28 protein-coding genes and 1 pseudogene are annotated in these 26,996 nt (G+C 39.2%); 15 read left to right on the forward strand and 14 right to left on the reverse strand.

The genetic code is table 11. The annotated features are described in order from the left end of the window. The 6 genes and pseudogenes from ORI98_RS11550 to rnd all read left to right on the forward strand — a co-directional run. Positions 1-166 (forward strand): annotated as a pseudogene (locus ORI98_RS11550) (IS481 family transposase); the annotation flags it as partial. A gap of 348 nt (positions 167-514) precedes the next feature. Beyond that, positions 515-1,213 (forward strand): M50 family metallopeptidase, encoded by a 699-nt coding sequence (locus ORI98_RS11555; protein WP_261296761.1) that lies wholly within the window; start codon positions 515-517, stop codon positions 1,211-1,213. After that, entirely contained in the window at positions 1,210-2,052 is an 843-nt protein-coding gene (locus ORI98_RS11560; RefSeq protein WP_261296760.1) for a class I SAM-dependent methyltransferase, read from the forward strand. The genes ORI98_RS11555 and ORI98_RS11560 overlap by 4 nt, the downstream gene beginning before the upstream one ends. 3 nt (positions 2,053-2,055) lie before the next feature. Beyond that, positions 2,056-2,979 carry an alpha/beta hydrolase gene (locus ORI98_RS11565; protein ID WP_306135314.1) on the forward strand — a complete coding sequence of 308 codons (924 nt, stop codon included), beginning with the start codon at positions 2,056-2,058 and terminating at the stop codon, positions 2,977-2,979. Positions 2,980-3,192: 213 nt separating this feature from the next. After that, positions 3,193-4,866: a long-chain-fatty-acid--CoA ligase FadD gene (fadD, locus tag ORI98_RS11570; RefSeq protein WP_261296758.1), complete on the forward strand. Its 1,674-nt coding sequence runs from the start codon at positions 3,193-3,195 to the stop codon at positions 4,864-4,866. 56 nt (positions 4,867-4,922) lie between these two features. Then, on the forward strand, positions 4,923-6,041 hold the full coding sequence (rnd, locus tag ORI98_RS11575) for a ribonuclease D (RefSeq protein WP_306135315.1): 1,119 nt from the start codon (positions 4,923-4,925) through the stop codon (positions 6,039-6,041). Between the two features lie 127 nt (positions 6,042-6,168). Here rnd and minE read toward each other — a convergent pair whose 3' ends face one another. Genes minE through minC form a run of 3 tightly spaced genes read right to left on the reverse strand, consistent with a single transcriptional unit; the run spans position 6,169 to position 7,934 of the window. Further along, complete coding sequence (gene minE / locus ORI98_RS11580; RefSeq protein ID WP_261296756.1) at positions 6,169-6,429, reverse strand: cell division topological specificity factor MinE; 261 nt, start codon at positions 6,427-6,429, stop codon at positions 6,169-6,171. Between the two features lie 2 nt (positions 6,430-6,431). Continuing rightward, entirely contained in the window at positions 6,432-7,241 is an 810-nt protein-coding gene (gene minD / locus ORI98_RS11585; protein ID WP_188839461.1) for a septum site-determining protein MinD, read from the reverse strand. A gap of 30 nt (positions 7,242-7,271) precedes the next feature. Next, complete coding sequence (gene minC, locus ORI98_RS11590) at positions 7,272-7,934, reverse strand: septum site-determining protein MinC (RefSeq protein ID WP_261296754.1); 663 nt, start codon at positions 7,932-7,934, stop codon at positions 7,272-7,274. 121 nt (positions 7,935-8,055) lie between these two features. Between minC and ORI98_RS11595 the strand changes: the two genes are divergently transcribed. Next, positions 8,056-8,337 (forward strand): YcgL domain-containing protein, encoded by a 282-nt coding sequence (locus ORI98_RS11595; protein ID WP_261296753.1) that lies wholly within the window; start codon positions 8,056-8,058, stop codon positions 8,335-8,337. Between the two features lie 43 nt (positions 8,338-8,380). Beyond that, on the forward strand, positions 8,381-8,821 hold the full coding sequence (locus tag ORI98_RS11600; RefSeq protein ID WP_261296752.1) for a YcgN family cysteine cluster protein: 441 nt from the start codon (positions 8,381-8,383) through the stop codon (positions 8,819-8,821). 65 nt (positions 8,822-8,886) lie between these two features. Here the strand turns inward: ORI98_RS11600 and dsbB are convergent, their stop codons facing one another. Further along, positions 8,887-9,396 (reverse strand): disulfide bond formation protein DsbB, encoded by a 510-nt coding sequence (gene dsbB, locus ORI98_RS11605; RefSeq protein WP_261296751.1) that lies wholly within the window; start codon positions 9,394-9,396, stop codon positions 8,887-8,889. Between the two features lie 119 nt (positions 9,397-9,515). Further along, positions 9,516-11,105, reverse strand: coding sequence for a sodium/proton antiporter NhaB (gene nhaB, locus ORI98_RS11610; RefSeq protein ID WP_261296750.1), 1,590 nt, complete (start codon positions 11,103-11,105; stop codon positions 9,516-9,518). A 486-nt stretch (positions 11,106-11,591) separates the two neighbouring features. Here nhaB and fadR point away from each other — a divergent pair, with 486 nt between their 5' ends. Then, on the forward strand, positions 11,592-12,311 hold the full coding sequence (fadR, locus tag ORI98_RS11615; protein WP_261296749.1) for a fatty acid metabolism transcriptional regulator FadR: 720 nt from the start codon (positions 11,592-11,594) through the stop codon (positions 12,309-12,311). Positions 12,312-12,380: 69 nt separating this feature from the next. Here fadR and ORI98_RS11620 read toward each other — a convergent pair whose 3' ends face one another. The 4 genes from ORI98_RS11620 to ORI98_RS11635 all read right to left on the reverse strand — a co-directional run bounded on the left by ORI98_RS11620 (position 12,381) and on the right by ORI98_RS11635 (position 16,990). After that, a complete protein-coding gene (locus ORI98_RS11620; RefSeq protein WP_261296748.1) occupies positions 12,381-12,575 on the reverse strand; it encodes a DUF2986 domain-containing protein in 195 nt (64 codons plus the stop codon). 86 nt (positions 12,576-12,661) lie between these two features. Further along, on the reverse strand, positions 12,662-13,111 hold the full coding sequence (locus tag ORI98_RS11625; protein ID WP_306135316.1) for a hypothetical protein: 450 nt from the start codon (positions 13,109-13,111) through the stop codon (positions 12,662-12,664). A 116-nt stretch (positions 13,112-13,227) separates the two neighbouring features. Beyond that, entirely contained in the window at positions 13,228-13,584 is a 357-nt protein-coding gene (locus ORI98_RS11630) for a glutathione S-transferase N-terminal domain-containing protein (RefSeq protein WP_261296746.1), read from the reverse strand. Between the two features lie 313 nt (positions 13,585-13,897). Beyond that, the gene (locus ORI98_RS11635; RefSeq protein ID WP_306135317.1) at positions 13,898-16,990 is read right to left on the reverse strand and encodes a DUF748 domain-containing protein; all 3,093 of its coding nucleotides are present in this window, start codon (positions 16,988-16,990) and stop codon (positions 13,898-13,900) included. Positions 16,991-17,210: 220 nt separating this feature from the next. Between ORI98_RS11635 and ORI98_RS11640 the strand changes: the two genes are divergently transcribed. The 4 genes from ORI98_RS11640 (at position 17,211) to ORI98_RS11655 (ending at position 19,053) form a co-directional block, all read left to right on the forward strand. Continuing rightward, the gene (locus ORI98_RS11640; RefSeq protein ID WP_261296744.1) at positions 17,211-17,582 is read left to right on the forward strand and encodes a GNAT family N-acetyltransferase; all 372 of its coding nucleotides are present in this window, start codon (positions 17,211-17,213) and stop codon (positions 17,580-17,582) included. Positions 17,583-17,664: 82 nt separating this feature from the next. Further along, positions 17,665-18,363 carry a DUF445 domain-containing protein gene (locus tag ORI98_RS11645; RefSeq protein ID WP_306135318.1) on the forward strand — a complete coding sequence of 233 codons (699 nt, stop codon included), beginning with the start codon at positions 17,665-17,667 and terminating at the stop codon, positions 18,361-18,363. 142 nt (positions 18,364-18,505) lie between these two features. After that, a complete protein-coding gene (locus ORI98_RS11650) occupies positions 18,506-18,853 on the forward strand; it encodes a VOC family protein (protein WP_306135380.1) in 348 nt (115 codons plus the stop codon). Between the two features lie 5 nt (positions 18,854-18,858). Beyond that, on the forward strand, positions 18,859-19,053 hold the full coding sequence (locus tag ORI98_RS11655; RefSeq protein ID WP_261296742.1) for a DUF1289 domain-containing protein: 195 nt from the start codon (positions 18,859-18,861) through the stop codon (positions 19,051-19,053). Positions 19,054-19,108: 55 nt separating this feature from the next. Here the strand turns inward: ORI98_RS11655 and ORI98_RS11660 are convergent, their stop codons facing one another. After that, positions 19,109-20,341, reverse strand: coding sequence for a uracil-xanthine permease family protein (locus tag ORI98_RS11660; RefSeq protein ID WP_261296741.1), 1,233 nt, complete (start codon positions 20,339-20,341; stop codon positions 19,109-19,111). A gap of 160 nt (positions 20,342-20,501) precedes the next feature. On the opposite strand from ORI98_RS11660, the gene ORI98_RS11665 reads away from it, so the two are divergent. Both ORI98_RS11665 and hda read left to right on the forward strand, forming a co-directional pair. Further along, positions 20,502-21,590, forward strand: a complete 1,089-nt coding sequence (locus ORI98_RS11665; protein ID WP_306135319.1) for a DUF2066 domain-containing protein — start codon at positions 20,502-20,504, stop codon at positions 21,588-21,590. A 353-nt stretch (positions 21,591-21,943) separates the two neighbouring features. Beyond that, positions 21,944-22,654: a DnaA inactivator Hda gene (hda, locus tag ORI98_RS11670; protein ID WP_261296739.1), complete on the forward strand. Its 711-nt coding sequence runs from the start codon at positions 21,944-21,946 to the stop codon at positions 22,652-22,654. 52 nt (positions 22,655-22,706) lie between these two features. Here the strand turns inward: hda and ORI98_RS11675 are convergent, their stop codons facing one another. From ORI98_RS11675 to ORI98_RS11690, 4 genes are all read right to left on the reverse strand, one after another. Next, the gene (locus ORI98_RS11675) at positions 22,707-24,650 is read right to left on the reverse strand and encodes a hypothetical protein (RefSeq protein ID WP_306135320.1); all 1,944 of its coding nucleotides are present in this window, start codon (positions 24,648-24,650) and stop codon (positions 22,707-22,709) included. 110 nt (positions 24,651-24,760) lie between these two features. After that, complete coding sequence (locus ORI98_RS11680; protein ID WP_306135321.1) at positions 24,761-25,141, reverse strand: DUF2069 domain-containing protein; 381 nt, start codon at positions 25,139-25,141, stop codon at positions 24,761-24,763. 6 nt (positions 25,142-25,147) lie between these two features. Further along, a complete protein-coding gene (gene arsC / locus ORI98_RS11685) occupies positions 25,148-25,501 on the reverse strand; it encodes an arsenate reductase (glutaredoxin) (protein ID WP_306135322.1) in 354 nt (117 codons plus the stop codon). 32 nt (positions 25,502-25,533) lie between these two features. Continuing rightward, positions 25,534-26,979 (reverse strand): M48 family metalloprotease, encoded by a 1,446-nt coding sequence (locus ORI98_RS11690; protein ID WP_306135381.1) that lies wholly within the window; start codon positions 26,977-26,979, stop codon positions 25,534-25,536. Positions 26,980-26,996: the final 17 nt, after the last annotated feature.

Below are 26,996 nucleotides of genomic sequence, written 5' to 3' on the forward strand. Positions count from 1 at the left end.
GCTATACGATAATTTAGAAATGTTGCAAAAAGATCTAGACGCATGGATAAATTACTACAACAATGATCGAACTCATCAAGGCAAAATGTGCTGTGGTCGAACGCCACTTGAAACATTATTGGATGGGAAACAGATTTGGGCAGATAAAAATCTAGCTCAAATCTAAGCTGACAGACACCATAAAAAATGGGTAACTGTCAGATCAAGTCTGAGCTACTACATATAAGTGTTATCAGTAATTGAGCTGCTTTTTGAGGAGCCAGTCCATTTACTTTACTTTACTTTGCCTAATTACTTTCAATTGCCACTCAAACCCTAATCAGCATGGATATTTTTATATCTCTGACATGCGCTAAGCACGCTGTGCAGCATTGTCATTGCTATTAACATTTTGGGCTGTATTTAATCAGAATATAAATAGTTTGTATCTTAATGTTTAATAGCCATTCCCTCACCGACTTAATTCTGATTAACTAAACCCATTAATCATTTTTGTTAGGTTACTTAAGTTGTAATGTCTAATGTAAACCGAAATAATCTGTTAACTCAATCTTGTGGAACACCCAGTAGAGGGCGTTTTGTTCTAGAACTTATTGCCGCATTTTTATTAACACGTTTGCCTTATATAAGCGTGCCTTTTAAATGGTTTGAAAGTTATTTTCATGAATTATCCCATGGGATAGCAACTCTATTGACTGGCGGGATTGTTAGCCATATTGAACTATTTCCCAATGGTGCAGGACTTTGTTATAGCCAGGGTGGCAATGCTGTGTTGATTGCATTTTCGGGCTACTTGGGGGCTGCGGTTTGGGGCTACTTGATTTTTTTACTTGCAACCTGGCGTAATGGTATACGTTTTACTTTGTCCATTTTGGCTCTGACTATTCTAGCTTCGGTGGTTTTATGGGCACGAGACCTGCTTACTATCGCTATTTTACTCTGTCTAAGTGGACTTATTTTGTTACCACTTAAATTAAAAAATAGTCGTCCTTTAAACAGTTTACTGCGTATATTAGGCTTGATGATAATACTAAATGCCATGGCTAGTCCTATGGTGTTGTTTGGTTTAGCTGGGCAAGGTGATGCTGTAGCTTTAGCACAAATGACCTGGATACCTGCATGGTGCTGGGTGGTAATTTGGTTAGCGGTTAGTTGCTGTATGCTATGGCTCAGTTGGCAAAAAGTCGATTCAACAAAAGGGAGTATTAAATGAAACGTAAATTAGCGTTAGCAATCATGATGAGTTTTGCAACAGTGGGTCTGTATTCTGCCCCAATTACAGCTCAAGCAGAAGAGATTAAAGTCAATGATGCACTTGCTGCAGCAGTTGCCAGTGATTTTCGCTCTGACACCAATAAATTAAGGGATACATATCGAAACCCTGCACAAACGTTAGCTTTTTTAGATGTTAAAGCTGACCAAACGGTTATTGAACTTTGGCCTGGTGGCGGTTGGTATGCAGAAATTTTAGCACCGTATTTGGCTAAAAGTGGTCAATATGTAGCGGCAAATTTTGAAACAAAACCGGCAGAAGACACCCGTCAAACAGAGTACTATAAATCAGCGGGACTAAAGTTTGAAAAGTGGGTTGAAGATAATAAAGCGACTGTGGGCAATGTACAATTTGTCACGTTAAGTCCACCAGAAAAATTCAAGTTGGGTGAAGATAACTCTGCTGATCATGTGTTAACGTTCAGAAACCTGCATAACTGGGCAATGAAAGGCCAGCTAGAAGGCGTATTTAATGCGGCTTATGCCGTATTAAAAGAGGGTGGGTCCTTCGGTGTTGTTGAACATAGAGCCAATATCGGCATGGCTGCTGAAAGTGGCTATATGGAACAAAATCAAATGGTCGAATTAGCCAAAAAAGCAGGTTTTGAATTGCTTGCTAGTTCCGAGGTGAATGCCAATCCCAAAGACACTAAAGATTATCCCAAGGGTGTGTGGACTTTACCTCCTCGCCTAGCAATGGGTGAACAGGATAAACAAAAATATTTAGATATTGGTGAAAGTGATCGCATGACGTTGAAGTTTATCAAGAAAGCTAAATAATCTATGCCATCAAATGAGTCAAAGCAACATTCATCTCTCGCTTTTCAAGGAGAGTCTCTGACGATCCCTTTGGCTCATTTACCTCTGTCTGCTATACGTTATGGGCATGATGACAAGCCAATTATTTTAGCATGCCATGGTTGGCTTGATAATTTACAGAGTTTTGTTCCACTAGCGGAGGCATTTTTACAATCAGAACTGGCTTTACATTTTCAATTAATTACCTTCGACTGGCCAGGGCATGGACTATCGGCACATAGGCAAGGTTGTTATCCGTTACATTGGGTTGATTATCTATATGACTTAGATGCAGTGGTTAACTATTTTATTCCAGATCCTAATCAGAAAATTATTTTACTGGGACATTCCTTAGGCGGCATCGTCGCCAGTGCTTACAACGCCAGTTTTCCTGAGCGTGTTGCACAACTCATCCTCATAGAAGCATTATCTCCTTTGTTTGAAGATGCAAACCTAAATTCAGCTAGGCTTAAGCGGTGCTTTAAACAACATCGGGGATTATTTAACAAACCTGAATCGAATAAACCAAGAGGATACGCCTCTGTTGATGTGGTGGTAAAGGCCAGGCAACAATTAACCGGGATGGATGAAAAATGGTGTCGATTAATTTCTTCCAGAAACCTAGTGTTCATTGACGGGTTATATTATTGGCGCAGCGATCCAAGGTTAAAGTTAGACTCAGCATATCGAATGACTTTTGCACAAGTCGATGCATTAATGAACCAAAGCGAGACACAAACGTTATTAGTGCTAGGTCATGCAGGTTTTAAGCAGTTAAAATTAGCTAAACAGCAGGCTAGCATATGGTTTAAACGTTTACAGTTAGCAGAAATCGACGGTGATCACCATTTGCATATGAGTAATGCAGGGGAGTTAATCAACTTGATTCGAGCATTTATTCTAAAATAAGCTGTGTATCGCTTAAACCGCTATTATTTTGCTTTCAATTATGTGATTATGTTCAAAATTAAAACGCTTGTATGATTTTCATCACAGGCGATAACGATAACAACACGTAGACTGATTATTGCCAAATCATAACAAGAGCAAATAATAGTGATACGTTTTAGCCGCTGACGGGGAATGCACGTCTTAGCACAGTGGCCATTATAGGAGACACCCGTGGACCAGCCTTGGATTAATAACTTACCAGCCAATGTACCGGCTGAGATAGACCCAAATCAATTTCCTTCTTTGGTGGCTATGTTTGAAGATGCAGTCGCGAAATACGCTGATCAGCCTGCTTTTATCAACATGGGCGCAACGATGACCTATCGTAAGCTTGAAGAAAGAAGCCGTGCTTTTGCTGCATATTTACAAAATGATCTTAAGCTAGAAAAAGGCGATCGAGTCGCTTTGATGATGCCTAACTTACTACAATACCCGATTGCCCTGTTTGGTGTCCTTCGTGCTGGCATGGTGGTGGTCAATGTAAACCCTCTTTACACCCCAAGAGAATTAAAACATCAGTTGGTTGATTCTGGTTCAAAAGCCATTGTCGTGGTGTCTAATTTTGCAAATACATTAGAAGAAGTTGTTGACCAGACGCCGGTTAAATCAGTCATTATTACTCGCTTGGGTGATCAATTAAGCGCACCCAAACGTACGCTAGTGAACTTCGTCGTTAAGTACATCAAGAAAATGGTACCTAAATACGACCTACCTCACGCGCGCTCTTTTAGAGATACTTTATCCAAAGGTCGACGCTTACAGTATGTCAAACCACAAGTTACCGGTGATGATCTCGCATTTTTGCAATACACAGGCGGGACAACGGGTGTTTCTAAAGGCGCTATGTTGACGCATCGGAATGTTGTAGCTAATGTTCTGCAAGCTAATGGCGCTTATTCTCCAGCACTAGATGATGGCACTGAATTCGTTGTTACAGCTTTGCCGCTTTATCATATTTTTGCGTTGACAGTGAATTGTCTACTGTTTTTACATAAAGGCAGTAAAAACCTGTTAATTACCAATCCAAGAGACATACCAGCTTTTGTCGGCGAACTGAAACGTTATCCGTTTACAGCACTAACGGGTGTAAATACTTTATTTAATGCCTTAGTCAACAATGAAGATTTTAAAGCTCTCGATTTTAGTGGGTTAAAGTTATCGATTGGCGGTGGTATGGCGGTTCAAAAAGCGGTTGCAGACAAATGGCAATCGATTACTAAAACACGCTTGTTAGAAGGTTATGGTTTAACTGAAGCTTCGCCTCTAGTGACATGCTGTCCTTATAATTTAGATGGTTACAATGGCTCTATTGGATTTCCAGCTCCATCAACCTTTATCCAAGTTCGTGATGATGATGGCAAGGTATTAGCACAAGGTGAAACGGGTGAGCTATACGCAAAAGGCCCACAAGTGATGCAGGGATACTGGCAACGTCCTGAAGAAACAGCCAAAGTGATTGATAAAGATGGCTGGTTAGCCACTGGTGATATCGGTTATATGGATGAAAAGGGATTTTTCTTCATTGTGGATCGTAAAAAAGACATGATTTTGGTTTCGGGTTTTAACGTATTCCCAAATGAAGTTGAAGATGTGGTTGCACTGCACCCGAAAGTTATTGAGGTTGCTGCTGTTGGTGTTCCTAATGATGCCAGTGGTGAATTAGTTAAAATATTTGTGGTCGCAAAAGATAAGTCTTTGACTGAAAAAGATCTGATTGAGCATTGTCGCCATCATTTAACGGGATATAAGGTACCAAAACTGGTAGAATTCCGTGACGAATTACCAAAGACCAATGTGGGTAAAATTTTACGCCGTCAGCTTCGAGATGAAGCCAAAAAAGCGTAATATTGAAACCGGCATAAGCCGGTTTTTTTTACCCTAAAAAATAAATGGAGTAAGCTGTGTTAGCGTTTGAGTATATAAGTAATGAGAATGCATTAGCATCGTTAGTGGCCCAATATGAACAAGCACCATTACTGGTGTTAGACACCGAGTTTGTTCGTACCCGTACTTATTACGCAAAGTTAGGCTTAATTCAAGCGTATGATGGTAAAACATTAGCGCTAATTGACCCTGTGGCTATTAAAGATTTATCGCCATTTTGGGCATTACTCACCAATAAGAATATCATTAAGTTACTGCATTCTTGCAGTGAAGATCTTGAGGTGTTTGCACACTATGGTGAATGCCAACCCACGCCATTATTTGATAGTCAAATAGCAGCTAGTTTAGCCGGTATGGGCCACGGATTAGGTTATGCTAAGTTGGTTGAGCAATGTTTAAGTATTGATCTAGATAAAGGCGAGTCGCGAACCGACTGGATGAAACGACCGTTAACGGATGCCCAGCTCCAATATGCCGCAAATGATGTGTCATATCTTTATCAACTGTACCCGCAAATCTTACAAAAACTCACCGAACAAAATCGTTTGGACTGGTTATACGAAGAAGGTGAGCGTATTACAGAAGGGCGCTTGTTAGGGGCTGATCCTGAAGAAGCTTACCTAAAGGTAAAAAATGCTTTTCAATTAACTCGCTCTCAGCTGGCCAGCTTAAAAGTCATGGCGGCATGGCGGCTTGAAAAAGCCGTGGCGAGAAATTTAGCTTTAGGTTTTGTCATAAAAGATCATGCATTGATCGCCTTAGCCAAAAAAGCCCCTAAAACCTTAGCAGAACTGAATCAATTGAACGATTTAACTGAACAGGAAAAACGTTTTCATGGTAAAGATTTATTGAAAGTCTTATCCACTGCTGATTTTGATAATCCACCAGAAGAAGTTGATGTAATTGCACTCAAATCTGGCTATAAATCTGCATTTAAAATAATTAAAACTCGTTTGACCGATATTAGTGAAACTAAGCTTGTGCCTTTAGAGTTTATTGGTTCTAAAAGATTAATTCATCAATTCTTATTGTGGCTATTTAATGATAAGCAAGGGGAACCCCCACTTGTTCTGCAAGGCTGGCGTGGTGAACTAGTTGGTAATAAGCTGGATGATATCGTATTTAAAGCCGAGTAGCTCTTTTACTTACTTGTAGAACTTAGTTGTAAACTAGCCTTGAATGCTCGATTAGACCTCATCTAATTAAAATAAAAAAGGATATGATTAATCATATCCTTTTTATTGAGTATCTTATTGGTCAAGATTACTTACCTTCTGGTAAGGTCACATTTAATTCCAATACAGATAAATTATCATCGTTTTGTTCAAGCTGAACACTGACCTGTTCATCGGAAATTTGCACGTATTTGCGGATCACCTCGATAATTTCTTGCTTCATTCTTGGCAAGTAATCCGGCGCATCACGTTCCCCACGTTGGTGAGCTACGATGATTTGTAAGCGCTCTTTGGCTAAAGAGGCCGTGTTGGTTTTTTTAGTACTTCTGAAATAATCAAGTATGGACATAATTAGCTACCAAATATCCTTTTTAGGAACCCTTTCTTTTCTTCGGTGATAAAACGTACTGGCACATCTTCACCCAGTAAACGATCAACGGTGTCACTGTATGCCAAGCCAGCATCGCTTTCTTGGTCAATAATCACTGGTACACCCGAGTTAGATGCCTTCAATACTGCCTGAGATTCAGGTATTACGCCTAAAAGCTCAATGGCCAGAATCTCTTTAACATCTTCAACACTCAACATTTCGCCAGTTTTAACACGCGAAGGAGAGTAGCGCGTTAATAATAAATATTCTTTAATCGGCTCTAGGTTTTGCTCTGCACGGCGTGAACGGCTTTGTAACATGCCTAAAATACGGTCAGAGTCACGAACTGAGCTCACTTCAGGATTGGTGGTGACAATCGCGATATCAGCAAAATAAAGTGCCATCATTGCACCTTGCTCGATACCTGCTGGTGAGTCACACACAATGAAATCGAAGTCTTTCGCCAAATCTTCTAAAACTTTACCAACACCTTCTTTGGTCAGTGCGTCTTTGTCACGGGTTTGTGAAGCGGGTAAAACAAATAACTTATCACAGCGCTTATCTTTTATCATGGCCTGATTTAAGTTTGCTTCGCCATTGATAACGTTAACAAAATCATAAACAACACGGCGCTCGCATCCCATAATTAAATCGAGATTACGTAATCCAATATCAAAATCGATAACAACGGTTTTTTTACCTTTTAACGCAAGACCAGTAGCGATAGCAGCACTTGAGGTTGTCTTACCCACACCGCCTTTACCTGAAGTGACAACAATAATTTGTGCCATGATGATATTTATCCTTAAAATTTGCCTTATTTATGGCAATAGTTCAACAGTGAGAGATTCGCCTTCTAGGCGCACACAACCTCTTTGAGCTTGGCAATGTTGTTGCAGGTTTTCTGCAAGCCAATATTGTCCAGCAACGGATACCAACTCGGCTTCAAGTGAGCTTGCAATAATGACACTTTGTGTGTCACCGCCAGCGCCTGCCATAGCTTTACCCCGTAATGCCCCATAGACATGAATGCTACCATCAGCAATCACCTCAGCGCCATTACCTACTGCACCAAAAACAATTAAATCGGCGTCTTTGGCATAAATTTGTTGGCCCGAGCGGATATTTTGTTTAACAATTTTAGTTCCTCGCGGTGGTATTGCGGCAGTAGCTGCCTGCTTACCTGATTTTACCACTGCTAATCCTAAATCTTTTGCTTGAACAGAAAAAGGAATAGAAGCTTCGGTAATACCAACAATCACTAATTGACGTTCAATAAGTAATGCTCTTAATGCTGCTAAATCTACCGGCGTATCATCTAAAGCGCTTAAATTTAATATTAAGGGGGCGCCTAGAAAAAATTGCGGAGCTTGGGCCAGCTTTTTATCAAGTTCTGCAGCAATAATATCAAGATTTGCATTATTGATATAAAGCACTGATAGAGTAAAAGATGTGGCTTTCAACTCGAGATTTTGTTTAGCCATCTCGTCGTGATTCTCCAAATTTTTATGCTTGTATTCTGAATTACAATTATTTTATTGGGTCACCATGTTATAGTGTGCGTAGTGGACTATCAAGTTTCAACCAGCGGAAATTTACACTAAAATGATTTGTACAGTATATAAAAGCAGTCGCAAGACCGATACATACCTTTTTGTTGAAAAACGTGATGTTTTTGATGAAGTTCCTCAACCATTAATGGAAATGTTCGGCACGCCAAAATTAGTGATGTTAGTACCTTTATCTAAAAGGGATTCTTTAGCATTAGCTGATATCGATAAAGTGAAAAGTGAATTAAAAGCCAAAGGCTATTATTTACAACTTCCGCCTCCAACAGAAAACTTACTTGAACAACATAAAGCCAGTATCAACTTTGAAAGTAAGTAATAAACAGCTTATTTGTTGATATGTATTAAGAGATGAATGTGCTATGCGATTTTGGGAAACAACAGCTTTAAAAGATATGACATCCGAGCAATGGGAATCCTTATGCGATGGATGCGGTAAGTGTTGCTTAAACAAAATTATTGATGATGAAACAGAAGAGCTGTATTACACCAATGCCGCCTGTCATCTTCTTGATGACGATAGTTGCCAATGTCGACGCTATCCTGAACGGTTTAACTATGTGCCAGAGTGTACTGTGATCAGTTTAGAAAACTTACCTGAATTGAATTGGTTACCGGATAGCTGTGCTTACCGACGTTTATTTGTAGGTAGGGACTTACCAAGCTGGCATCCATTAATCACTGGATCAAAAGAAGCCATGCATCTTGCGGGCATGTCTGTTAAGGCTAAAACAGTTAATGAAATGAAAGTCAGATATCTTGACGATAATATTGTGTTATGGCCACTTCAAGACGTTGATTAAACCGCCGGTAAACTAAAATAAAAACAGACCATGAGGTCTGTTTTTTTTATTTGACGATAAGCCCGTTAGCGTTTTGGCGTTAACGCAGGCAACACCATGACTAGCCAGAGTAAGCAGTAAACAACAAATCCGATTATCATCCATTGCACCATACTAATTGACATAAATGACCACACGGACTCTCCACACATTCCAGTAGGTGAGAACACTTGTGGTAGCCACTTATCTAGTGGCATAAAGTTAGGGAACTCTGGGAAAAATGAACAGGTAGAAAAAGGAGAAGGGTTAACTTGCATCTCATTTAGCTCAATCGCCAGCTTGACTCCCCATACCGAAGAGACCAACCATCCCCCCATACCTAGAAAACGAACTATCCAATATTGTGGCATTATTAAACCAACTAAAGCAGATAGCATGATCCCCAAGACAGCAACTCGAATATAGATACACATAACACAAGGATCAAAATTCAATACATATTGAAAATACAGTGCAGCTAACTCTAGCGCTAAGCCAGAAACAAATAATAGTGCCCATGAAGTACGCTGATGACAAAAACGTTGTAATGCTGTCAAAATAATTCCCTGTATACGATAGATAAAAACACCCTCATAAAGAGGGTGTTTCAAGTTGGGTTAGACCATAAAATATTTCTATATTATTGTCTATCTTAAGATATTACGATTAACAGATGTTAATGACCTGAAACGGCGCCGCCTATGTCCTTAGCTGAGTGATGTATCAACCAAGCATTATCATAGAAATACGTCGTCATATCGGCTAAAAATCCTGATTCAATCATGGTTACACCCACTATAGATAATACGATGGTATAAGGTAAAGCCATCCATACCATACGTCCGTAAGATAAACGGATAAGCGGTGCAAGTGCCGATGTGAGCAAGAATAGGAATGCGGCTTGTCCATTTGGTGTGGCAACAGATGGTAGGTTTGTACCAGTATTAATCGCCACAGCTAATAAATCAAACTGATCACGGGTAATTTGCCCAGAAACTAACGCCGCTTTGACCTCATTAATATAAACCGTACCAACAAACACGTTATCACTAACCATAGATAATAAACCGTTGGCTATATAGAAGATAACCAATTGAGTATTGCCTTGATAACTAAGAGCCCATTGAATGACGGGGGCAAATAAATGTTGATCAATAATGACTGCAACAATGGCAAAGAAAACCGCGAGTAACGCAGTAAAGGGTAATGCTTCTTCAAATGCTTTACCGATTTGATGTTCATCTGTAATGCCATTAAAGGCTGTGGTTAAAATAATCACAGAAAGACCTATTAAGCCCACAGAAGCAAGGTGTAATGCTAAACCTGCGATTAACCAAATACCGACTAAAGCTTGAATGAATAATTTTGCTTTGTCTTGTCTTGTACGATGCTGGTCTTCGTAATTAGCATAGTCGGTGAGAATGCGGTGAACCGCTTCAGGAAGTTGAGCACCATAACCAAACCATTTTAATTTCTCAACCATGAAACAAGTAAAGATACCTGCAAATAGTACCGGCATAGTTACAGGAGCCATACGAATAAAGAATTCACCAAAGTTCCAATGTGCTTGTGCTGCAATGATTAAGTTTTGAGGCTCGCCCACCATGGTACAAACACCACCAAGTGCAGTACCTACACCAGAATGCATCAGTAGATTACGTAAAAAGGCGCGAAAATCTTCCAATTCTTGATTATTTAATTGCGGGCTGCTTTCTTCATTTGTGTGGTCGTGGTTAGAGCTAAAGTCTTTGCCTGAAGCCACTTTGTGGTAAATAGAGTAAAAACCTACAGCGACAGCAATGATGACGGCAATAACCGTTAACGCATCTAAAAACGCTGATAAAAATGCCGATGCTGCGCAAAACATCAAAGAAACGACAATTTTAGAGCGGATCTTGGTGATCATCTTAGTGAAAGCGAATAGTAATAATTGCTTCATAAAATAGATGCCTGCCACCATAAAGATAAGCAGCAACAAGACTTCCAGGTTGGCTTCTATTTCATGTAATACTTGCGAGGGGGAGGTCATACCGATAATTACAGCTTGGATAGCAAGTAATCCGCCAGGTTGCAGTGGATAACACTTTAATGCCATCGCTAGGGTAAAAATGAATTCTATGACTAATACCCAGCCTGCGATAAATGGGCTGACATAAAAAAATAATAATGGGTTGATTACAAGAAATGACACAATGGCTAGTTTGTACCATTTAGGCGAGTGACCTAAAAAGTTACTAAACATCGCTTGAGCTTGGGTTGCTGGCATATTCGCCACTCCGATATTGTTATGTTATGATTTTTTTGCCCAAATTAAGCATCATTAAGCTTTGGCGTAATGTAAAACTGATAACAAAGCGGATGTTTTTTTCTGCAGTCAAATATTTTAACACGCTAAATTAACGGGTATTAATTTGACTGAGTTCTGCTGTGGTTCAGTAACGTTAAACTCATCATAATGAACTGATTTAAATACCTTTATCTTAACGAGTAAGGCATTAATTCTTAATTCGGTTCTGTAATTTCGCGCTAGTTTAGCTTAAATAAAGCTTAATTGTAATTCAAAAGCTTGAGCTGCATCATAAAAACAGTTGAATTTTCAAGACATCTTAACAAGTAGCTGGTTATTAAATAGCCATCGAATGTGTTGTGATTAAACAAATGTTTTTATTTTCCACTTCTCTGGTATGATCAGTTTTAATTCAAGTAGCTTGTCAGCTACAACCGCCAAGTTAAGTATAGGAAATTTAGGCTGATGATTATCAATGCCAAAGGTCCTGCAAGTTTTGCAGAGAAATACATTGTTCGTTCAATTTGGGACAACAAATTTCCACCAGGCTCAATATTGCCTGCGGAACGTGAGCTTTCAGAACTTATCGGTGTTACTCGTACAACACTTCGTGAAGTGTTACAGAGATTAGCACGTGATGGTTGGTTGAAAATTCAACATGGCAAGCCAACACAGGTTAATAATTTCTGGGAAACCTCAGGATTAAATATTTTAGAAACGATTGCTGATTTAAACCCAGATGGCTTTCCATTATTGGTTGATCAATTGATGTCTGCTCGCGCCAATGTTAGCACTATCTATTTTAGAGCCTCATTCCGCCATAACCCTGAAAAAGCGCAAGAGATATTATCGACAGTTCATCTTTTATCGGATGATGCAGAAGCGTATGCAGATTTTGATTATCGCCTACATCATACTTTAGCTTTCGCCTCTGGAAATCCGCTATACGTTCTAATTTTGAATGGATTTAAAGGCCTTTATAGCCGAGTAGGGCGTTATTATTTTTCAAGCAAAGATGCACGTAAATTAGCGTTTAATTTTTATGTTGAATTAGAAAAACTTGCTCGCGATAAGAATTATCAAGCCGTACCAGCATTGATGCGATTAAACGGTATTGAAAGCGGCAAAATGTGGCAGAAATTACGAGATGATATGCCAGCAGAAATTGCACATGACAATAGTTAAGTCTCAAGTTATATTTTGAAAATAAAAACGCCAATCATTTGATTGGCGTTTTTATTAGGCATTCAATCACTAGTCAGCTGATGCTGTTTGGGTTTCAACAAGGGTTTCTGCTGGTGACTCTTGTTCTAATGCTAATTTTGCACGCTCAGCTTTGGATATATAGCGTTCTTTTGGCTTGGAGCTTGGGTTGTCTGGAACAACTTTATTTTGTCTCGCCTTGGCACGCTTGGCCAATTTTTTAATCATTTGCTGTTTTTTATTCATAATACATCTTCAATGGCTGATATTCGATAGCTTCAAGCAATCGCAAAAATTCATAACGTCATTTTAGCCTAAGTTGGCTAAAACCCCTAACGTCCAAATGTATTGATATCTTCATCCGTGGCGCCATCATTACATTCACCACGAATCTCACCTCGTTCAGGTTCAATGTAGCGGCTTAACTCGATAAAGCCTTGCTTGCAATAACCTGTCATTGCAATGGTTTTGTCTAATCCAACTTGCACCTGCTGAGTCCACAGTTCAAGAAACTCTTGTTTATCACGCATTTCTTGCGCATAACTGCGAGCATCTTGTTTACGACGATCAATTGGTGGTCGGTTTGCTGAGGCGTCGGTAACATTACGGTCTGCTGCGGTAGCTAATTTTGCACTATAAACAAACAGCTTTATGCCATCTCCTTTAATTTCGGTGCTAAATTTATCTTTAAACTGACCCGCAAACTCCATCGGATCGATGGCTTTAGCGCTACAAGCTGTCAGGAGAAGGATTATGGAAGTCGACATAAAAATTTTAAACACTGAAATGACCTTATAGTTCAACAACAAATATCATTGATTGTTTGGGAAGACTTAAGTGATTTGCAAAGTAAAATAGAGTTAAGACGAATAATATTTCACTTTACTCATTTACAAAATTAAGCAAACTCTGAATTAAGATAATTCATAATGGCTTTTGATTCATATAACCATTCAACTTTGCCATTGTTACTAATTTTTAAACACGGCACTTGTAGTTTGCCGCCTTCTGATATTAATTCCTGCTTATTATTATCTTGTTTTGCATCAACTAAATTGATATTTAAATTCTGGCGACGCATCTCACGGCGAACTTTAACGCAAAAAGGGCAGGCATTGTACTGATAAAGACTCAAAGATTGTGCTTTTTTGTCAACTTGTTGTTGGTCATCTAAAGACCGTTGACGTTTCTTTGGGGCAAAAATAAAATTGAGTAAAAGAATAATTCGACCCAAAATCCAGCGTACTACAAACATAAAAACCTCATTGGTGTGTAAAAATACTGTTGGCATATCAGTAAAATGTAATTTTACTTTATTGGAGATTCAGATAAAAGGCGCTAGTGAAGAATCCCTCTATCATTAATGTCACTTTTAACTATTTTAGTTAACCTCTATCAGGTCAATTGATGAATTAGCCGGATTGAGAAAATTAACTTTCATCTATTTACCCGTTAAATATGATCTTTGCATCGCTAACAAGGAAAGTTTATGTGGCAATTGCAAAGCTATCCTACGCAGTTAGCGTTGACCATAGTCGCTGAAAATAGATTTTTAAACCAAGTTCAACTTAGTTTGCTTGAAGCTCTAGCTCAACCTGCGCCGCTTGTTGCTTGGCATTAATACGGCTTTCCATAACGAATATTCTTTGGCTTTCTATTTTTCCTTGGTCTACTAAAAATGATTTAACCGCTTTGGCTCTTTTTTGAGCCAAAATACCTAAATCTGCAGAATCAACAATTTGTGAATTCTTAAGTAAGTTGTATAAAGCAATATGCCAACGAATCATCACCTCGTTATCCGTTAAGTCTTCTTTTGGCAACTTGGTTTGGCTTTCAGTAATGATGCTTTGTCTTACCTCGTCTGGGTCTTGCCCCATTTCAGTACTGTATAGCTGATGCAGTGCGTCGCTTAACGGGCCTGAGGTAGGGAATTGACTTGCTGATAAATTTGCTGGAAATTCAGTAATGTCGATTGCTGATGTTTTGGCAAGTTTAATTTTTAAGCTTTGTTCAGCAAGAGCTTGGCTATCATTGATAGCGTCTATATCACCTTTAACGTTGACAATGAGCAGCGGGCGATCGATTAACGCTTCAGTTAACGCCAATAAATGCTTACCTTGGCTGTCACTAATCTGACTATCACCGTATTCAAAGGTGACGTTATTCATCGGTTCGTCAGAACCTATCAGATTGGCTAGCAAGCTAAATGGCGCTGTGATTGCTTTAGTAATGATGTTTCCGAGCGCCCCCCAAATTATGCTACCAAAACTAAAACTTGGTGAGTTTAAATCTCCTTCTACATCAACGCCTAAATCAATTACTCCATGTCGGTCCTGTAATAATGCTACCGCTAATGTCACTGGTAAACTGGTTGCTAAGTCACTGTTACTTGGTTTACCAAGCTGTAATTGATCAATAACGACATGGTTTGAACCCACTAAAGCATTATTTTTTAGCTTATAGGTTAAGTCTAATGAAATTTGCCCTTTATCAATGTAGTAACCAGCATAAGTTCCCGAATAAGGGTTAACCGAGGTCAATTCAACATTTTTAAAGATAAGATTTAAGTCTAAATAGGGCTGTGCTAATAGAGGATTTATGTCACCTTTTAAGGTGACTGGTGCATATTTATCAATCTTACCTGCTAAATCAACCGAAGCGATTGTTTCAGGGTTTGTGGAGAGCTTACTGATGTGGCCGTTAAGTAATTCGATTCCAGACGCGAAATTAGGTGTTAATGAATTATCAGCAAAAAATGCAGAACTATTCTTCAAGGATATACGGTTAATTTCAATACTTGGGCTGACATTTGCGGTTTCTGTACTATCGATATCAAGGTTGACGTTTTCAGATTTTTGTTCTTGTTTTGCAGTTAAATCAGCATTTGGTTTTGTGCTGTTATCCGCTGAAGCATTAGTGGTTGAAGATTTTAATAAATGTGAAATATTAGTAGTTCTATCTTCTGAGATAATAATTCTAGAAAATAGCTCATCGAATAAAATTTCATCTATATTAATTTGGCTTTTTTGACGATCAAATTCCAATGAATTGATTGCCATACTCTTCCAACTCACCAGCGGTTGCTTAAGTAAATTATCTTTGATATTTAATTTATCAAGCCAAGCTTCGCCTTGATAAATTAAGTTCTTTTCACTATCTACAGTCAGCTTACCTTTAGTATTGAAAACGCCATCTTCAATGGTGATATTTACAAAGGGTTCAATGTAAGGCTGTAAATTAGGTAAGTACATATTCTGGTAGCTAAAATCAGCCTCCAAAGATTGAGTCTCTAGATTGAATATCCCCGATGAATCTAGCAAGCTGCTTTGATTTATTTGAGCTGAAATTTGATAAGTTAAAGGTATGGATAAGTCTGATTTTATTGCACCGGTTTCAATATTGATTTTATCCATTTTCCATAAAATAACATTTTCACTGGCAATAGACTCACCTAGGTGTAATTCATACTCTGCAATGTCTATTTTACTTAAGGTAACCAGCCAAGGCGATTCTGGCTCCCCAGTAGGTTGCTCAATGGTGGAATCCTTTGTGTCGGTTGCTAAATCAGTAAGGTTTTTGGGCATTAACAGGGTCATTAAATCTGCGCCAGTCGGTGAAACCTTTAATGCAATTTCACCCTGGTTAGTTTCAAAACTGGCAATGTTAATTTGCTTGCTTTGGCTGTCTATTTCTAGGTTATTTAGCTTTATTGCCCCGATGGCAATTTTTTGTTCATTTGCATGTGAAGCGACAATGCCAGACAAATCGATGTTTGTTTTAGATACGTTGAATAGCAAAGGGGTTTCGACGGTCGGATCGATTGCTAATGCAATATGACTCACGACATTCAATTTGCCTTGATTGAGTTGAATATCGAAATGCTCATCAATAAATTGCCAATATTTCTCAAGGTTGAAATCACTCAGCGCAAGTTCTACGTCTAATGTAAACGGAAATAATTGAAACTGACCTGCTAAAGTTAACTGGCTATTATGTTCGTCATTAAGAATTAATTTGTAGTTATTCATCTGGTTAAGCACGTTTTCGGCCGACTTAACCACTTTGGCTAAACTATCAAATTGATTGAATTCTAGATTAATACTAGGGTAGACAACCTGGCTATTACTGACAGCATCGCTAAGTGAAATTGCACCTTGTTCAATGGCAATTTTATCTATACGGATCCCAAATGGAAGGCCTGTTTGTTCCGGCTGAGGAGTTTGTGATTGCGGCGTTGCATTATTTTCGATGAACGCAATAATATCGGAAAAGTTAAATTCCTGTTCGGTGATTCGTGCCAGATTAATAGTTGGTTTATTAATCTTAACGGTTTGTAAACTGACATCGAGGTTAAGCAAAGAATCCCATGGCGATAAATTGACATAGAGCTTCTCGAAGCCAACAAAGGTGATTTGAGGATCTTTCTCTGCCATTAATAGGCGGTCAACTATCAGCTCGAAGGTAAAAGGGTTAAACCTAATATCTTCAATCTGGCTCTCACGGCCGGTTTGCCCTGTGATAAGCTCTGGTACTTTTTTAAGTGCAATATAGGGAGCAAGTAAACCCAAAATCAAACAAAATAGTGCATAGCAGCAAAAGGCGATAAATAGGCTCTTTTGATAAAGGGGGCGTTGTGAAAAATGAAAATAAAGGGAAGCCATACGGTGCTCTTTGCCGTAAAAGAAGATAGTACTATTTTAACCAAAGTTGAGCATGATTGAGAGGTTTTTCTTTGTTATTTTTCCAATAGTCAACAAATAGACATTTGTACTATTTACATGTAAACTTTTGTAATTCATGGTTTTAATAAGCTTATGGTTTTTAGCTGTGAGTATAGATATAACAAAATAAGCCAATCAATATGTAATTCAAGGATGAAATATGCACATACGTCTTGCTGTCGATGCTGATTTACAGCCACTGAGTCATCTTTTCGATCATTACCGCCAATCCTGTGACCATCCAAGTGATATAAATGGATGTTATACTTTTTTAAGTCAGCGCTTATCTGAAAATGATTCAATTATTTTTGTTGCATTTGAAAGTGAAATTATTCTCGGTTTTATTCAACTTTATCCTTCTTTTTCTTCATTAATGTTACAACCTGTCTGGTATTTTGAAGATGCGTTTGTTTTACCAAAGTATCGAAACCAAGGTATTGCTAGCCAAATGATTGCTCGTGCTGGTGTGCTTGCAAAAAGTGCTCAGGTAAAATTAATTGATGGGCATCGCGAGCAAAGCTTGCGAGTTTAGGTTTACGCTTCAACGAATAGTTTACGGCCCCCAGTATTTTACTGTTAAAATACTGGGGGTTTTGGTATCTGGAGATGATAGGTTGAATAAGAGTTTGTTAACTAACATGATTGCCGCTTCATTTGTTGTTGTGGGTTATTTTATGACGCAACCATTGATATTAACGGTTGGTTTATTTGCGCTTTCAGGTGCGGTAACCAATTGGCTGGCTGTTTACATGTTATTTGAAAAAGTGCCTGGTTTATATGGTTCAGGTGTTGTGCCTAATCGTTTTGAAGAATTCAAAGCGGGAATAAAACATCTTATGATGGTGCAGTTTTTTACGGAGGAAAATATCGATAGATTTCTCACCGTAAGTGACAGTAAAGCCATTAATTTAGCCCCTGTGATTGATAAAGTGGATTTGGCACCTTCTTTCGATGCGTTAGTGTCTACCGTTGAAAAATCGTCGCTTGGTCCGATGCTCGCCATGTTTGGTGGCACTGAAGCATTACTGCCATTAAAAGTGCCTTTTATTGAGAAGATGAAGCAATCATTAGTTGAGTTGTCTGAAAGTGAACAGTTTAATCAAATACTCTTGAACGAATTAGAGCAGCCTAATGTGATTGCTGACATTCAAGCTAAAGTCGCTAATATTGTTGACCAAAGATTGAATGAATTAACTCCGGAGTTAGTGAAACAAATTATTCAAGAAATGATTAAACAACATCTTGGGTGGTTAGTGGTTTGGGGGGGCATATTTGGTGGGCTAATCGGTGCATTTGCCGCATTAATCAGTTAATAAAAATCATCCCTGTTATATGTATCAATAAGATCTCGTAGATCATTAGCTGTTACTCAGATCGAATTTAACCACGGCTAATTGGGTAAAATAAGGTTATTCGCTATACTGTGGATAACCTTTTTTATTGAAAGTTATCGCCATGTCTCATCATCATATTAATTATCTCGAAATTCCGGTTAAAGATATTGCTAGAACAAAAACGTTTTTCAACCATGTGTTTGGTTGGCAATTTCAAGACTATGGACCGAAATATAGCTGTTTTTTGGATGTCGGTATCACTGGAGGCTTCTTTGAGTCAGACACAGTGTTTACAACTGGAAAAGGCTCACCTTTGATCGTCTTATACAGTTCATCACTCGAGCAGTCGCAAAGTCGTGTGATTGAACATGGCGGACACATTAGTAAACCAATATTTAATTTCCCCGGTGGGAGGCGTTTTCAGTTTCTTGATATTAATGGAAGCGAATATGCGGTGTGGTCTGAGTAATCGTCATGGCTGAATCCAAAGATGTTGTTTCACCTTGTATCCGTCATTGCAGTTTAGATGAGCAAGATATTTGTTTGGGTTGCCATCGTACATTAGATGAAATCCTAGGTTGGCATACCATGACGAATGAACAAAAATTTTTGCTACTAACCGAATTACAGTTTAGGGCGTTAAATCGTCAACGCCCATTTAAGTTTTAATGGCTTGATAGATAATTGGAGCAATAGCCATCACCAAGGATGGCTAGCATACAAATTAATGTGCTGAATGATGATCTTCTGGGGTTTTAGGTAGTACTAAGTTCATTAAAATAGCTATGATGCCACATAAACTGATACCCGTTAAACTGAATGAACCGATCCCAAATGCCATTCCTCCAATACCAAATACCAATGTGACCGCAACAATACTGAGGTTTCTTGGCTCAGATAAATCAACTTGATTTCGAATGAGGGTATTAAGGCCAACGGCAGCGATAGAGCCAAATAGCAAACACATAATCCCTCCCATTACTGGCACAGGGATAGTTTGTAGCAGTGCGCCTAATTTGCCAACAAAGGCTAGAATAATGGCTGTTATCGCAGTCCAGGTCATAATGCGTGGATCAAAACTTTTTGTTAACGTGACCGCGCCAGTGACTTCTGAATAAGTGGTGTTTGGTGGGCCACCAAATGCCGATGCCGCCATAGTCGCAATACCATCACCTGTTAAAGTACGATGTAAGCCAGGCTTTTTCATGTAATCTTTACCCGTGACATTGGATATGGCAAGAATATCACCAATATGTTCAACCGCAGGGGCTATCGCCACCGGGATCATAAACAAAATTGCTTGCCAGTGAAATTCAGGAGCAACAAAATCAGGTATCGATAACCAAGCGGCTTGGTGAACAGGGGTGAAATCAACCACTCCAAACAATAAGCTCAAACCGTAACCCACGATAATACCCGCTAAAATAGGCATTAATTTAGCAAGACCTTTAGCAAAAGTTGCCACTAAAATAGTGGTCGATAAAGAAGCTAATGAAATAATTAACGCAGTATTTGAGTTAATTAATTCAATTGAACCATCTCCGGTTTTTCCGATTGCCATGTTAACGGCCATAGGCGCTAAGCCCAATCCGATAATCATGATCACCGGGCCAACTACCACTGGAGGCAGTAATTTATTAATAAAACCAATGCCTCTTATTTTTACCGTTAGGCCTAATAATACATAAACAAATCCCGCCACCATCAGTCCCCCCATGGTCGCAGGGATCCCCCATGTTTGCACCCCGTATAAAATCGGGGCTATAAATGCAAAAGAAGATGCGAGAAAGATGGGAACTTGGCGTTTTGTAACGAGTTGAAACAATAGGGTACCGATACCTGCCGTGAATAGGGCTACACGGGTATCTAGCCCGGTTAGTAGAGGCATGAGTACAAGGGCACCAAAGGCCACAAATAGCATTTGTGCACCTTGTAGTGGGATTGACAAGCGATTCATAAGGTAAACTCCATTATATTTATTATGTCTATCGAGTTGTCCCGTTGCCTGATTTTTATGCTAATAGAATCAGATAAAAAGAGTGACTAAAGACCATACTCGATAGATTTTTATTATGTTACACTTTCACCACTTATTTTGATTGCGTTTACGTCACCTAATGCTAAAAAAATTACTTACTTTTATATTCATGACTTTGTCTTTTTCTCATGCTCAGGCATTTGCTGCTGAGGTATTGAAACTTGATGAAGCCGATATTGTGGTCGCTTCACGTACAGATAGTGCTCGTTCTAGTGCCTTAAAGGAGGCATTGGCAAGTGTTTTTCTTAAAAACTCTGGAAGCCCTAGTGTGGTAATGAACCCTATGGTTAAAGCACAAATTGCTAACCCTGAAGCGCTACTGATTCAATACGGTTACAGTCAGGTAAATGAAGACTTAGTATTCAAGGCTAGTTTTGATCACCAAGGTGTGATTAATATTCTGCGCCAGGCCAATCTGCCTGTATGGGGAGCCCAGCGTCCACTGACGTTATTATGGGTCACAATGGCTGAAAATAACGATACCGTGATTTTATCTGATTCAAGTCAAAACCCTTTAAGGAACGACTTTGCCACAGAATCGAGTAATAAAGGGATCCCAGTATTACTGCCGTTGATGGACTTAGATGATTTAATGGCAGTAACGCCAACCGATGTCAAAGGAATGTTTATCAATCCTGTTAATATTGCATCTAGCCGTTATCAAGCCGATTATTTTGCCATGGTCGATATTGGTGAATCTCCAGACAAAGTAAGATTTCAACTCGCTTTATATAATAAGTCGCATTCAGGCGCGTTATTACAGCCAATTATCATGCAACAAGGCGAAGCTGTGGATGTTACAGCGGCAACCAAACGCATTGTTACTTTGCTCGCCGATTACTATATTAGTCAATATGCAATAGCATCATCGGGAAATAATCTTGAAACATCAGTCAGTTTTACTGGTGTTGCTAGCATGAAACAGGTTGTTGAGATTGAAAAATATCTTAAACAACTCAGTGCAGTAAAAGAGGTTGCCGTTAGTCAACTTAGTAAAGAGACCATTACCTACAAACTAGGTTTATTTAGCAGTGTGGAAGATTTACAGCGCTTACTTAGTATTGATACTCGTTTATCTCAAATAGATGCTATGGGCGATGCTAATTCATATTTAACTCCGCAATCAAATGGTAATACATCGTTAATTTATGAATGGAAAAACCAATAGTCGCTAGGCCCTGTTGAACTTTCAAGGTTTTTTTGAAGCGAATTGTTGGTCATTTATACAAGGCAGAGACTTTGTGGTGTAGTTCTTCTACCTAAGCAGTCGATAACGCAGTACAAATGGCCAACAAATGCGGCCTGAAGGGGTCGGCTAAAAACGTTTTACTCTTTGTTGAATGAGTTTTGGGCGAACAAAAAGTGCTTAGATGACTTGGCATCAATCCATTCGCTTCAATTAAAACGTTTTTAACTCGAACAAAACTCAATCAGCAAAGATCAACAGGCCCTAGTGTTTTTACCTCGGGTGCAATTATGATATGATTGCACCCGCTTTGTGTTTATTTTTGAGAAATTTGAGTGACCCAATCCTCTCCACGCCAACTATCGTTGCCCGTTTATTTACCTGATGATGAAACTTTTAATAGTTATTATCCTGCGTCAGGTAACGATGAACTGATCCAAAAGCTTCAAGCTTGTGCTGAGGGGAATCTGACCTCATCTTTGTATTTATATGGTCCGCAAAAATCTGGACGAACTCATTTGATGCATGCTGCATGTGCACATGCTAATGATTTAGACCGACGTTCTCTATATGTGCCATTAGGTATTCATGCCAGTATTTCACCCGCACTGTTTGAAGGTGTTGAGGCCTTAAACTTAATCTGCATCGATGATATCGATGCGGTAGCTGGTCATCCAGTTTGGGAAGAAGCGCTGTTTCATTTATATAATCGGATAGCAGAACAACAAGACTGCCGCTTAATTGTGAGTGCGAGTGCATCGCCAATAGAAGCAAGTTTTGCGTTACCTGATTTAGTCTCTCGTATGCAGTGGGGGTTAATCTATCATTTGCAGCCAATGGCTGATGATGAAAAATTAGTTGCCTTGCAGCGACGTGCAGCAATGCGTGGGTTACAGTTATCTGATGAAGTCGGGCGATTCTTACTGACACGCATGGCACGAGACTTGAGAACACTATTTGACGTACTTGATAAATTAGATAAAGCATCAATGGTACATCAACGTAAATTAACGATACCTTTTATTAAAGAAATGCTCCGATTGTAATAACCTAACCCTACTGGGTTAGGTTATCCATTGATATCATCTTCCTTATGTACTATCTATGCTGACTGCCGCTAAGCTCTAACGGTCTTTCGTGCAAACTTATATCCTGTTGAACGTGATTGACTTTTTGTGGTGCAAAGCCATTATTTGATATTAAAGTTAAGTTCTCTAGCCATGACCTTCCAGGAGTGAGTGCTAAAGGTGCAGGCAAATTATTTATTAAGTTAGCGCTATCCACTTCAGGTAGTATTTCTGTAATGACAAATTCGGCTCGAGGTTTGATAGTTGATTCGCCAATTCGTCCCCGCTGCCCCCAATTAACGGTTATCGTCGATCCTGATGCATTTTCAGGTGCATCGGTAACTGCAACATCACGTAAAATAGTATATCTATGACTCATTAGAGCTTCTTCAAATAACATGGCGACATCTTCTCTTGTTGAAGAATAAGCATAATAGTCTGAAGCGTGATCAGGTTTAAAGAAGCTAGTTACGTCACTTGGTACATATGATTTCTGGGTTGCATTGGCTATTTCACCTTTAAAGCTGACATTCGCTAAACCATACATTTCGCTGCTTTGCAGAGGTGATAAATTACTAAGCTGATCAGATATTAGTGCTTTGTTATTGGTACGCTTATAAAAAACATCTAATAATGTCGGGCCTTGAATATCAGCATGAACACTGCGCGGAAAAAAATCATTAGCATGGGCTAATTCATGATAAAGCAACGAGGCTAATCGCGGTGTAAAGTCTTCAATAGTGCGATTACTGCGGTTTTCGTAGGGATATGATGAATATGCATATTGATTGTTTTTTACATAACGCCAAGGCATTAAAAACTGCAAATCATTACCAAAATCACTTCGATAATCAGGTGCTTCATTAATACTGTCACGCTCAGAAGGGGTAAGCCATAAATTTTCTGGGTCAAGATATATTGCCCCAGTGACTACCCAGTAAAAAGAAGGGCGTATATCGTAGCTAATAACGATTGCACTAACAGATTGTAATAGGGTGATAAAGTCGCCATGTGGATCTTGCTGTTGCAAAAACAGCTCAAAGTTACGCCCCATCCAATCATGTGATACAACAACTCTGTCCATAATGTCGCTTATGGTGGGGGTTGTCGTCTGTTGTCCTATCAGTGGCAGTTGTGAAATGCTGCAACTGTTGTTAAGTGTATTTGAATAAGTGCATTTGCTTATTTGATCACTATAAACTGAGTTGGATTTATACGCATAAGTGCGTGCTAATGGGGTATCGAAATAGGGGGACGTAATATTGGCTTCATTCGTGACGAGAATATGGACGTCATCAGTGACTGTTTGGCCATTAAACTCAGCTGAAGCTCTGATTGAAATAACGGTATCTTGATCCACATTAGGTGCGACAAATAATGGGCGCTCAGTATTGGACAAATCTAAATTTACATTATCACCCGAATAGGTGCACCAATCGATATTGGTTGGCATCTCACCATTAATGCGGGCCAATCTTACACTGACATTATTTCCTTCAACCACCTGATGGTCGCTATTCACTGCAAGGCTAGACTGTTGATCATTAATAACATTAATAACATTAATCGTCACAAATTGAGTAATATTTTGACCAGTTCCGGTGACGGTCAATTTAAATTGATATTCACCGCTATTTGCTGCGGTAAAGCCTAATACTGGCGACTTATTGTTAATTAATGATAAACCATCACCAGCAACCTGTTGCCATGTAAACACCATTCCAGAGGATTTGTTTTCTGTCAGTTGGGCAATAATCACTCCTGGTTGGTTGGTGTGATAAGTTAACTCCGTTAAAAAAGCGATGTTGTCAGTGGTTTCTACAACAGCCCATTGTACAGGGTTATCACATTGAGAAGCCGGTAAGTTATTATCGGGTGGCGGAGTTGGTGTAGCCGCTGAATCTGAGCCGCCACCGCATGCAGTGAGCAAGCTGGCTGTAACAAGAAGTGAGATTATGTTGCGACTAAATACCATGTGTTAATTCCTATGATTATTATCAATTAACTATAGCATGGCATTTTTAACTGCGACAAGATTAAAAAAGCGCCTTTATGGCGCTTTATCATGTCTAATTAAAGTGTATATTAGTTTGTTTTTTCTGATTTTTTCTTTAGACCTAAGCCTAATTCCCGGCCTCTTTTACGGGCATAAAAAGGAAAACCAACCAGTAGTGCAGAAATAAGTACAGATTCAATGACTGCAAAGACTAATGCATCTTCAGTGACGTAAACTAAAGTAAGACCATGCAGTAAATACAAGCAAAGAATAAAGCTTGCCCAGGCATAGGTATAAGGATTGCCTTTAATAACCCCTTTTAAAGGCATTAACAATGGTAATATCCAAATAAGATTGAAGGCTAAAGAGTAGGTTCCCTCAAGACCTTGTTGAATAAACCATCCGGTTAACAATAATACTAGGGCGATATAGCCTGTGCGGCAAAGCTGAAATAAGCTGTGGGTCGTCATCTATGGCTACTCAATTATTGCTAAAACGCTTTCAGGAGGACGGCCAATAGCCGCTTTGCCATTTGCCAACACAATAGGACGCTCAATCAGTTTAGGCGTATCAACCATTGCTTGAATGAGTTGCGCTTCCGTCAAGTTGGCATTCTGCAAACCTAAATCTTTATATTCGGTTTCCTTCGTTCGCATTAATTGGCGGGCGGTTAATCCTAGTAAAGTGAGGATATGAGTAATTTCATCTACTGAAGGGGGATTTTTTAAATATTCTAACACGCTGATATTATCTGACTTACCTTGCACTAAGGCTAGGGTTTCACGGCTTTTAGAACAACGAGGATTATGTAAAATAGTTATTTTTGTCATAGTATCAACTTTCATTTTGTCTTGAACACGGGTTATTTAAGCGCTTCTAAGTTTCTATCAGCCTCACGAAATTGCCTTATACGCGCTTCGATACGCGCAATTTGCAGTTGCTGACCTTCAGAATGCCGATATGCATAATTTAATTGGTCAATAGCACCTTTATAGTCAGCTGCCAATGCCATCGCTTCAGCATTAGAATAATATTCCAAGGCTTTATTGCCCATTTTACGGTACGCATCTGTCATGATTTGGTATGGGAGTATATTCTGTTTATCTAAAAATATCAGTTCTTCTAACATAGGGATGGCTTTTTTAGGTGAACCTGACTCAACGTAAATATTGGCTAAATTGGCATTAACCACCTGAGATGTCGGCTTGAGTTTACGCTGTGCTTCAAGCAGTACAATGGCATCGTCAAATGCTTTACGCTGGGCAAGTAAGTCTGTTTTAGTATCGATATAGAATAAGTTATTGTCATCTTGTTTGATTAATGTATCGATAATAGCTTCAGATTCTTCATATTTTTTTAGGCGGAATAGCGCTAATGCTTTGCCGTATAATGCAGATTCTTTAAATGCATAAGAGTGCTTTTTAAGTTGCGTTTCAAATAACGAAAGCGCCGCTTCATCATTAAAGCTTGAAAAACGCACTTGAATACGCGATTTGGCAAGTTGATAATTTAAGTTATCGGGAATATACCTGTTTGGATATTGTGCCGCTCGGTTTCGGGCATCAGTAATACGTGATTCAGGTAATGGGTGAGTTAGCAGCATTTGCGGTGGGGTAGTGGTAAAGCGATAACGGGTTGCTAACTCAGCAAAAAAATCGGCTGCGCCATTGGGATCAAATCCGGCTTCTACTAGAATTTGCATACCGATGCGGTCAGCTTCTTTTTCATGTAAACGGGTATAGTTTATTTTTGATTGTGTAGCTAAGGCTTGTGTCGTTGCTAAAGCTGCCATACCGGCCTGCGGTGCGGCGATGGTTAATAATATCGCCCCTAATAACCCAGCAATGGTTGCCGTGGAACTTTTTTCTTGGGCTTCTAAAGAGCGCGCTAAATGACGTTGGGTAACGTGGGTGATTTCATGCGCTAACACCGATGCTAGTTCACTTTCTGAATCAGCATTGAGAAATAACCCGGTATGAACACCCACATGGCCGCCAAAAAAGGCAAAGGCGTTAATTTCATCGTTTCGGAGTAAAAAAAAGTAAAAAGGGGTTTTAACCCCAGTTGCGTGGGCAACAAGCTTATTTCCTAACTCTGATAAATATTGATTTAACACGGGATCGTTTAATACTGGTGCTGATGAGCGGATAACCCGCATATAAGCATCACCATAGACCATTTCTTTTTCAAGGCTGAATGTATTAACCGCAGCCGTTCCTAGATCGGGTAAGTCACTATTGGCAAAACTACTGGCAATGTTGGCCACAAATAAAACAGAAACCGCACTGGCAATAAAGGTTTTACTCATGTTTAGCAATGATTTAG

The sequence above is a fragment of the Shewanella sp. ULN5 genome (assembly GCF_030731885.1).
GTDB lineage: Bacteria > Pseudomonadota > Gammaproteobacteria > Enterobacterales > Shewanellaceae > Shewanella > Shewanella holmiensis.

Bases quoted from the DNA above. Each gene is read 5' to 3' on its own strand.
- fadR (WP_261296749.1), top strand. From the start codon at position 11,592: ATGATTATCAATGCCAAAGGTCCTGCAAGTTTTGCAGAGAAATACATT.
- ORI98_RS11675 (WP_306135320.1), bottom strand. From the start codon at position 24,650: ATGGTATTTAGTCGCAACATAATCTCACTTCTTGTTACAGCCAGCTTG.
- ORI98_RS11680 (WP_306135321.1), bottom strand. From the start codon at position 25,141: ATGACGACCCACAGCTTATTTCAGCTTTGCCGCACAGGCTATATCGCC.
- ORI98_RS11655 (WP_261296742.1), top strand. From the start codon at position 18,859: ATGGCTGAATCCAAAGATGTTGTTTCACCTTGTATCCGTCATTGCAGT.
- ORI98_RS11690 (WP_306135381.1), bottom strand. From the start codon at position 26,979: ATGAGTAAAACCTTTATTGCCAGTGCGGTTTCTGTTTTATTTGTGGCC.
- ORI98_RS11640 (WP_261296744.1), top strand. From the start codon at position 17,211: ATGCACATACGTCTTGCTGTCGATGCTGATTTACAGCCACTGAGTCAT.
- ORI98_RS11595 (WP_261296753.1), top strand. From the start codon at position 8,056: ATGATTTGTACAGTATATAAAAGCAGTCGCAAGACCGATACATACCTT.
- ORI98_RS11650 (WP_306135380.1), top strand. From the start codon at position 18,506: ATGTCTCATCATCATATTAATTATCTCGAAATTCCGGTTAAAGATATT.
- ORI98_RS11620 (WP_261296748.1), bottom strand. From the start codon at position 12,575: ATGAATAAAAAACAGCAAATGATTAAAAAATTGGCCAAGCGTGCCAAG.
- minC (WP_261296754.1), bottom strand. From the start codon at position 7,934: ATGGCTAAACAAAATCTCGAGTTGAAAGCCACATCTTTTACTCTATCA.
- ORI98_RS11600 (WP_261296752.1), top strand. From the start codon at position 8,381: ATGCGATTTTGGGAAACAACAGCTTTAAAAGATATGACATCCGAGCAA.
- ORI98_RS11630 (WP_261296746.1), bottom strand. From the start codon at position 13,584: ATGTTTGTAGTACGCTGGATTTTGGGTCGAATTATTCTTTTACTCAAT.
- minE (WP_261296756.1), bottom strand. From the start codon at position 6,429: ATGTCCATACTTGATTATTTCAGAAGTACTAAAAAAACCAACACGGCC.
- ORI98_RS11665 (WP_306135319.1), top strand. From the start codon at position 20,502: ATGCTAAAAAAATTACTTACTTTTATATTCATGACTTTGTCTTTTTCT.
- arsC (WP_306135322.1), bottom strand. From the start codon at position 25,501: ATGACAAAAATAACTATTTTACATAATCCTCGTTGTTCTAAAAGCCGT.
- ORI98_RS11635 (WP_306135317.1), bottom strand. From the start codon at position 16,990: ATGGCTTCCCTTTATTTTCATTTTTCACAACGCCCCCTTTATCAAAAG.
- ORI98_RS11565 (WP_306135314.1), top strand. From the start codon at position 2,056: ATGCCATCAAATGAGTCAAAGCAACATTCATCTCTCGCTTTTCAAGGA.
- minD (WP_188839461.1), bottom strand. From the start codon at position 7,241: ATGGCACAAATTATTGTTGTCACTTCAGGTAAAGGCGGTGTGGGTAAG.
- ORI98_RS11555 (WP_261296761.1), top strand. From the start codon at position 515: ATGTCTAATGTAAACCGAAATAATCTGTTAACTCAATCTTGTGGAACA.
- ORI98_RS11660 (WP_261296741.1), bottom strand. From the start codon at position 20,341: ATGAATCGCTTGTCAATCCCACTACAAGGTGCACAAATGCTATTTGTG.
- nhaB (WP_261296750.1), bottom strand. From the start codon at position 11,105: ATGCCAGCAACCCAAGCTCAAGCGATGTTTAGTAACTTTTTAGGTCAC.
- ORI98_RS11560 (WP_261296760.1), top strand. From the start codon at position 1,210: ATGAAACGTAAATTAGCGTTAGCAATCATGATGAGTTTTGCAACAGTG.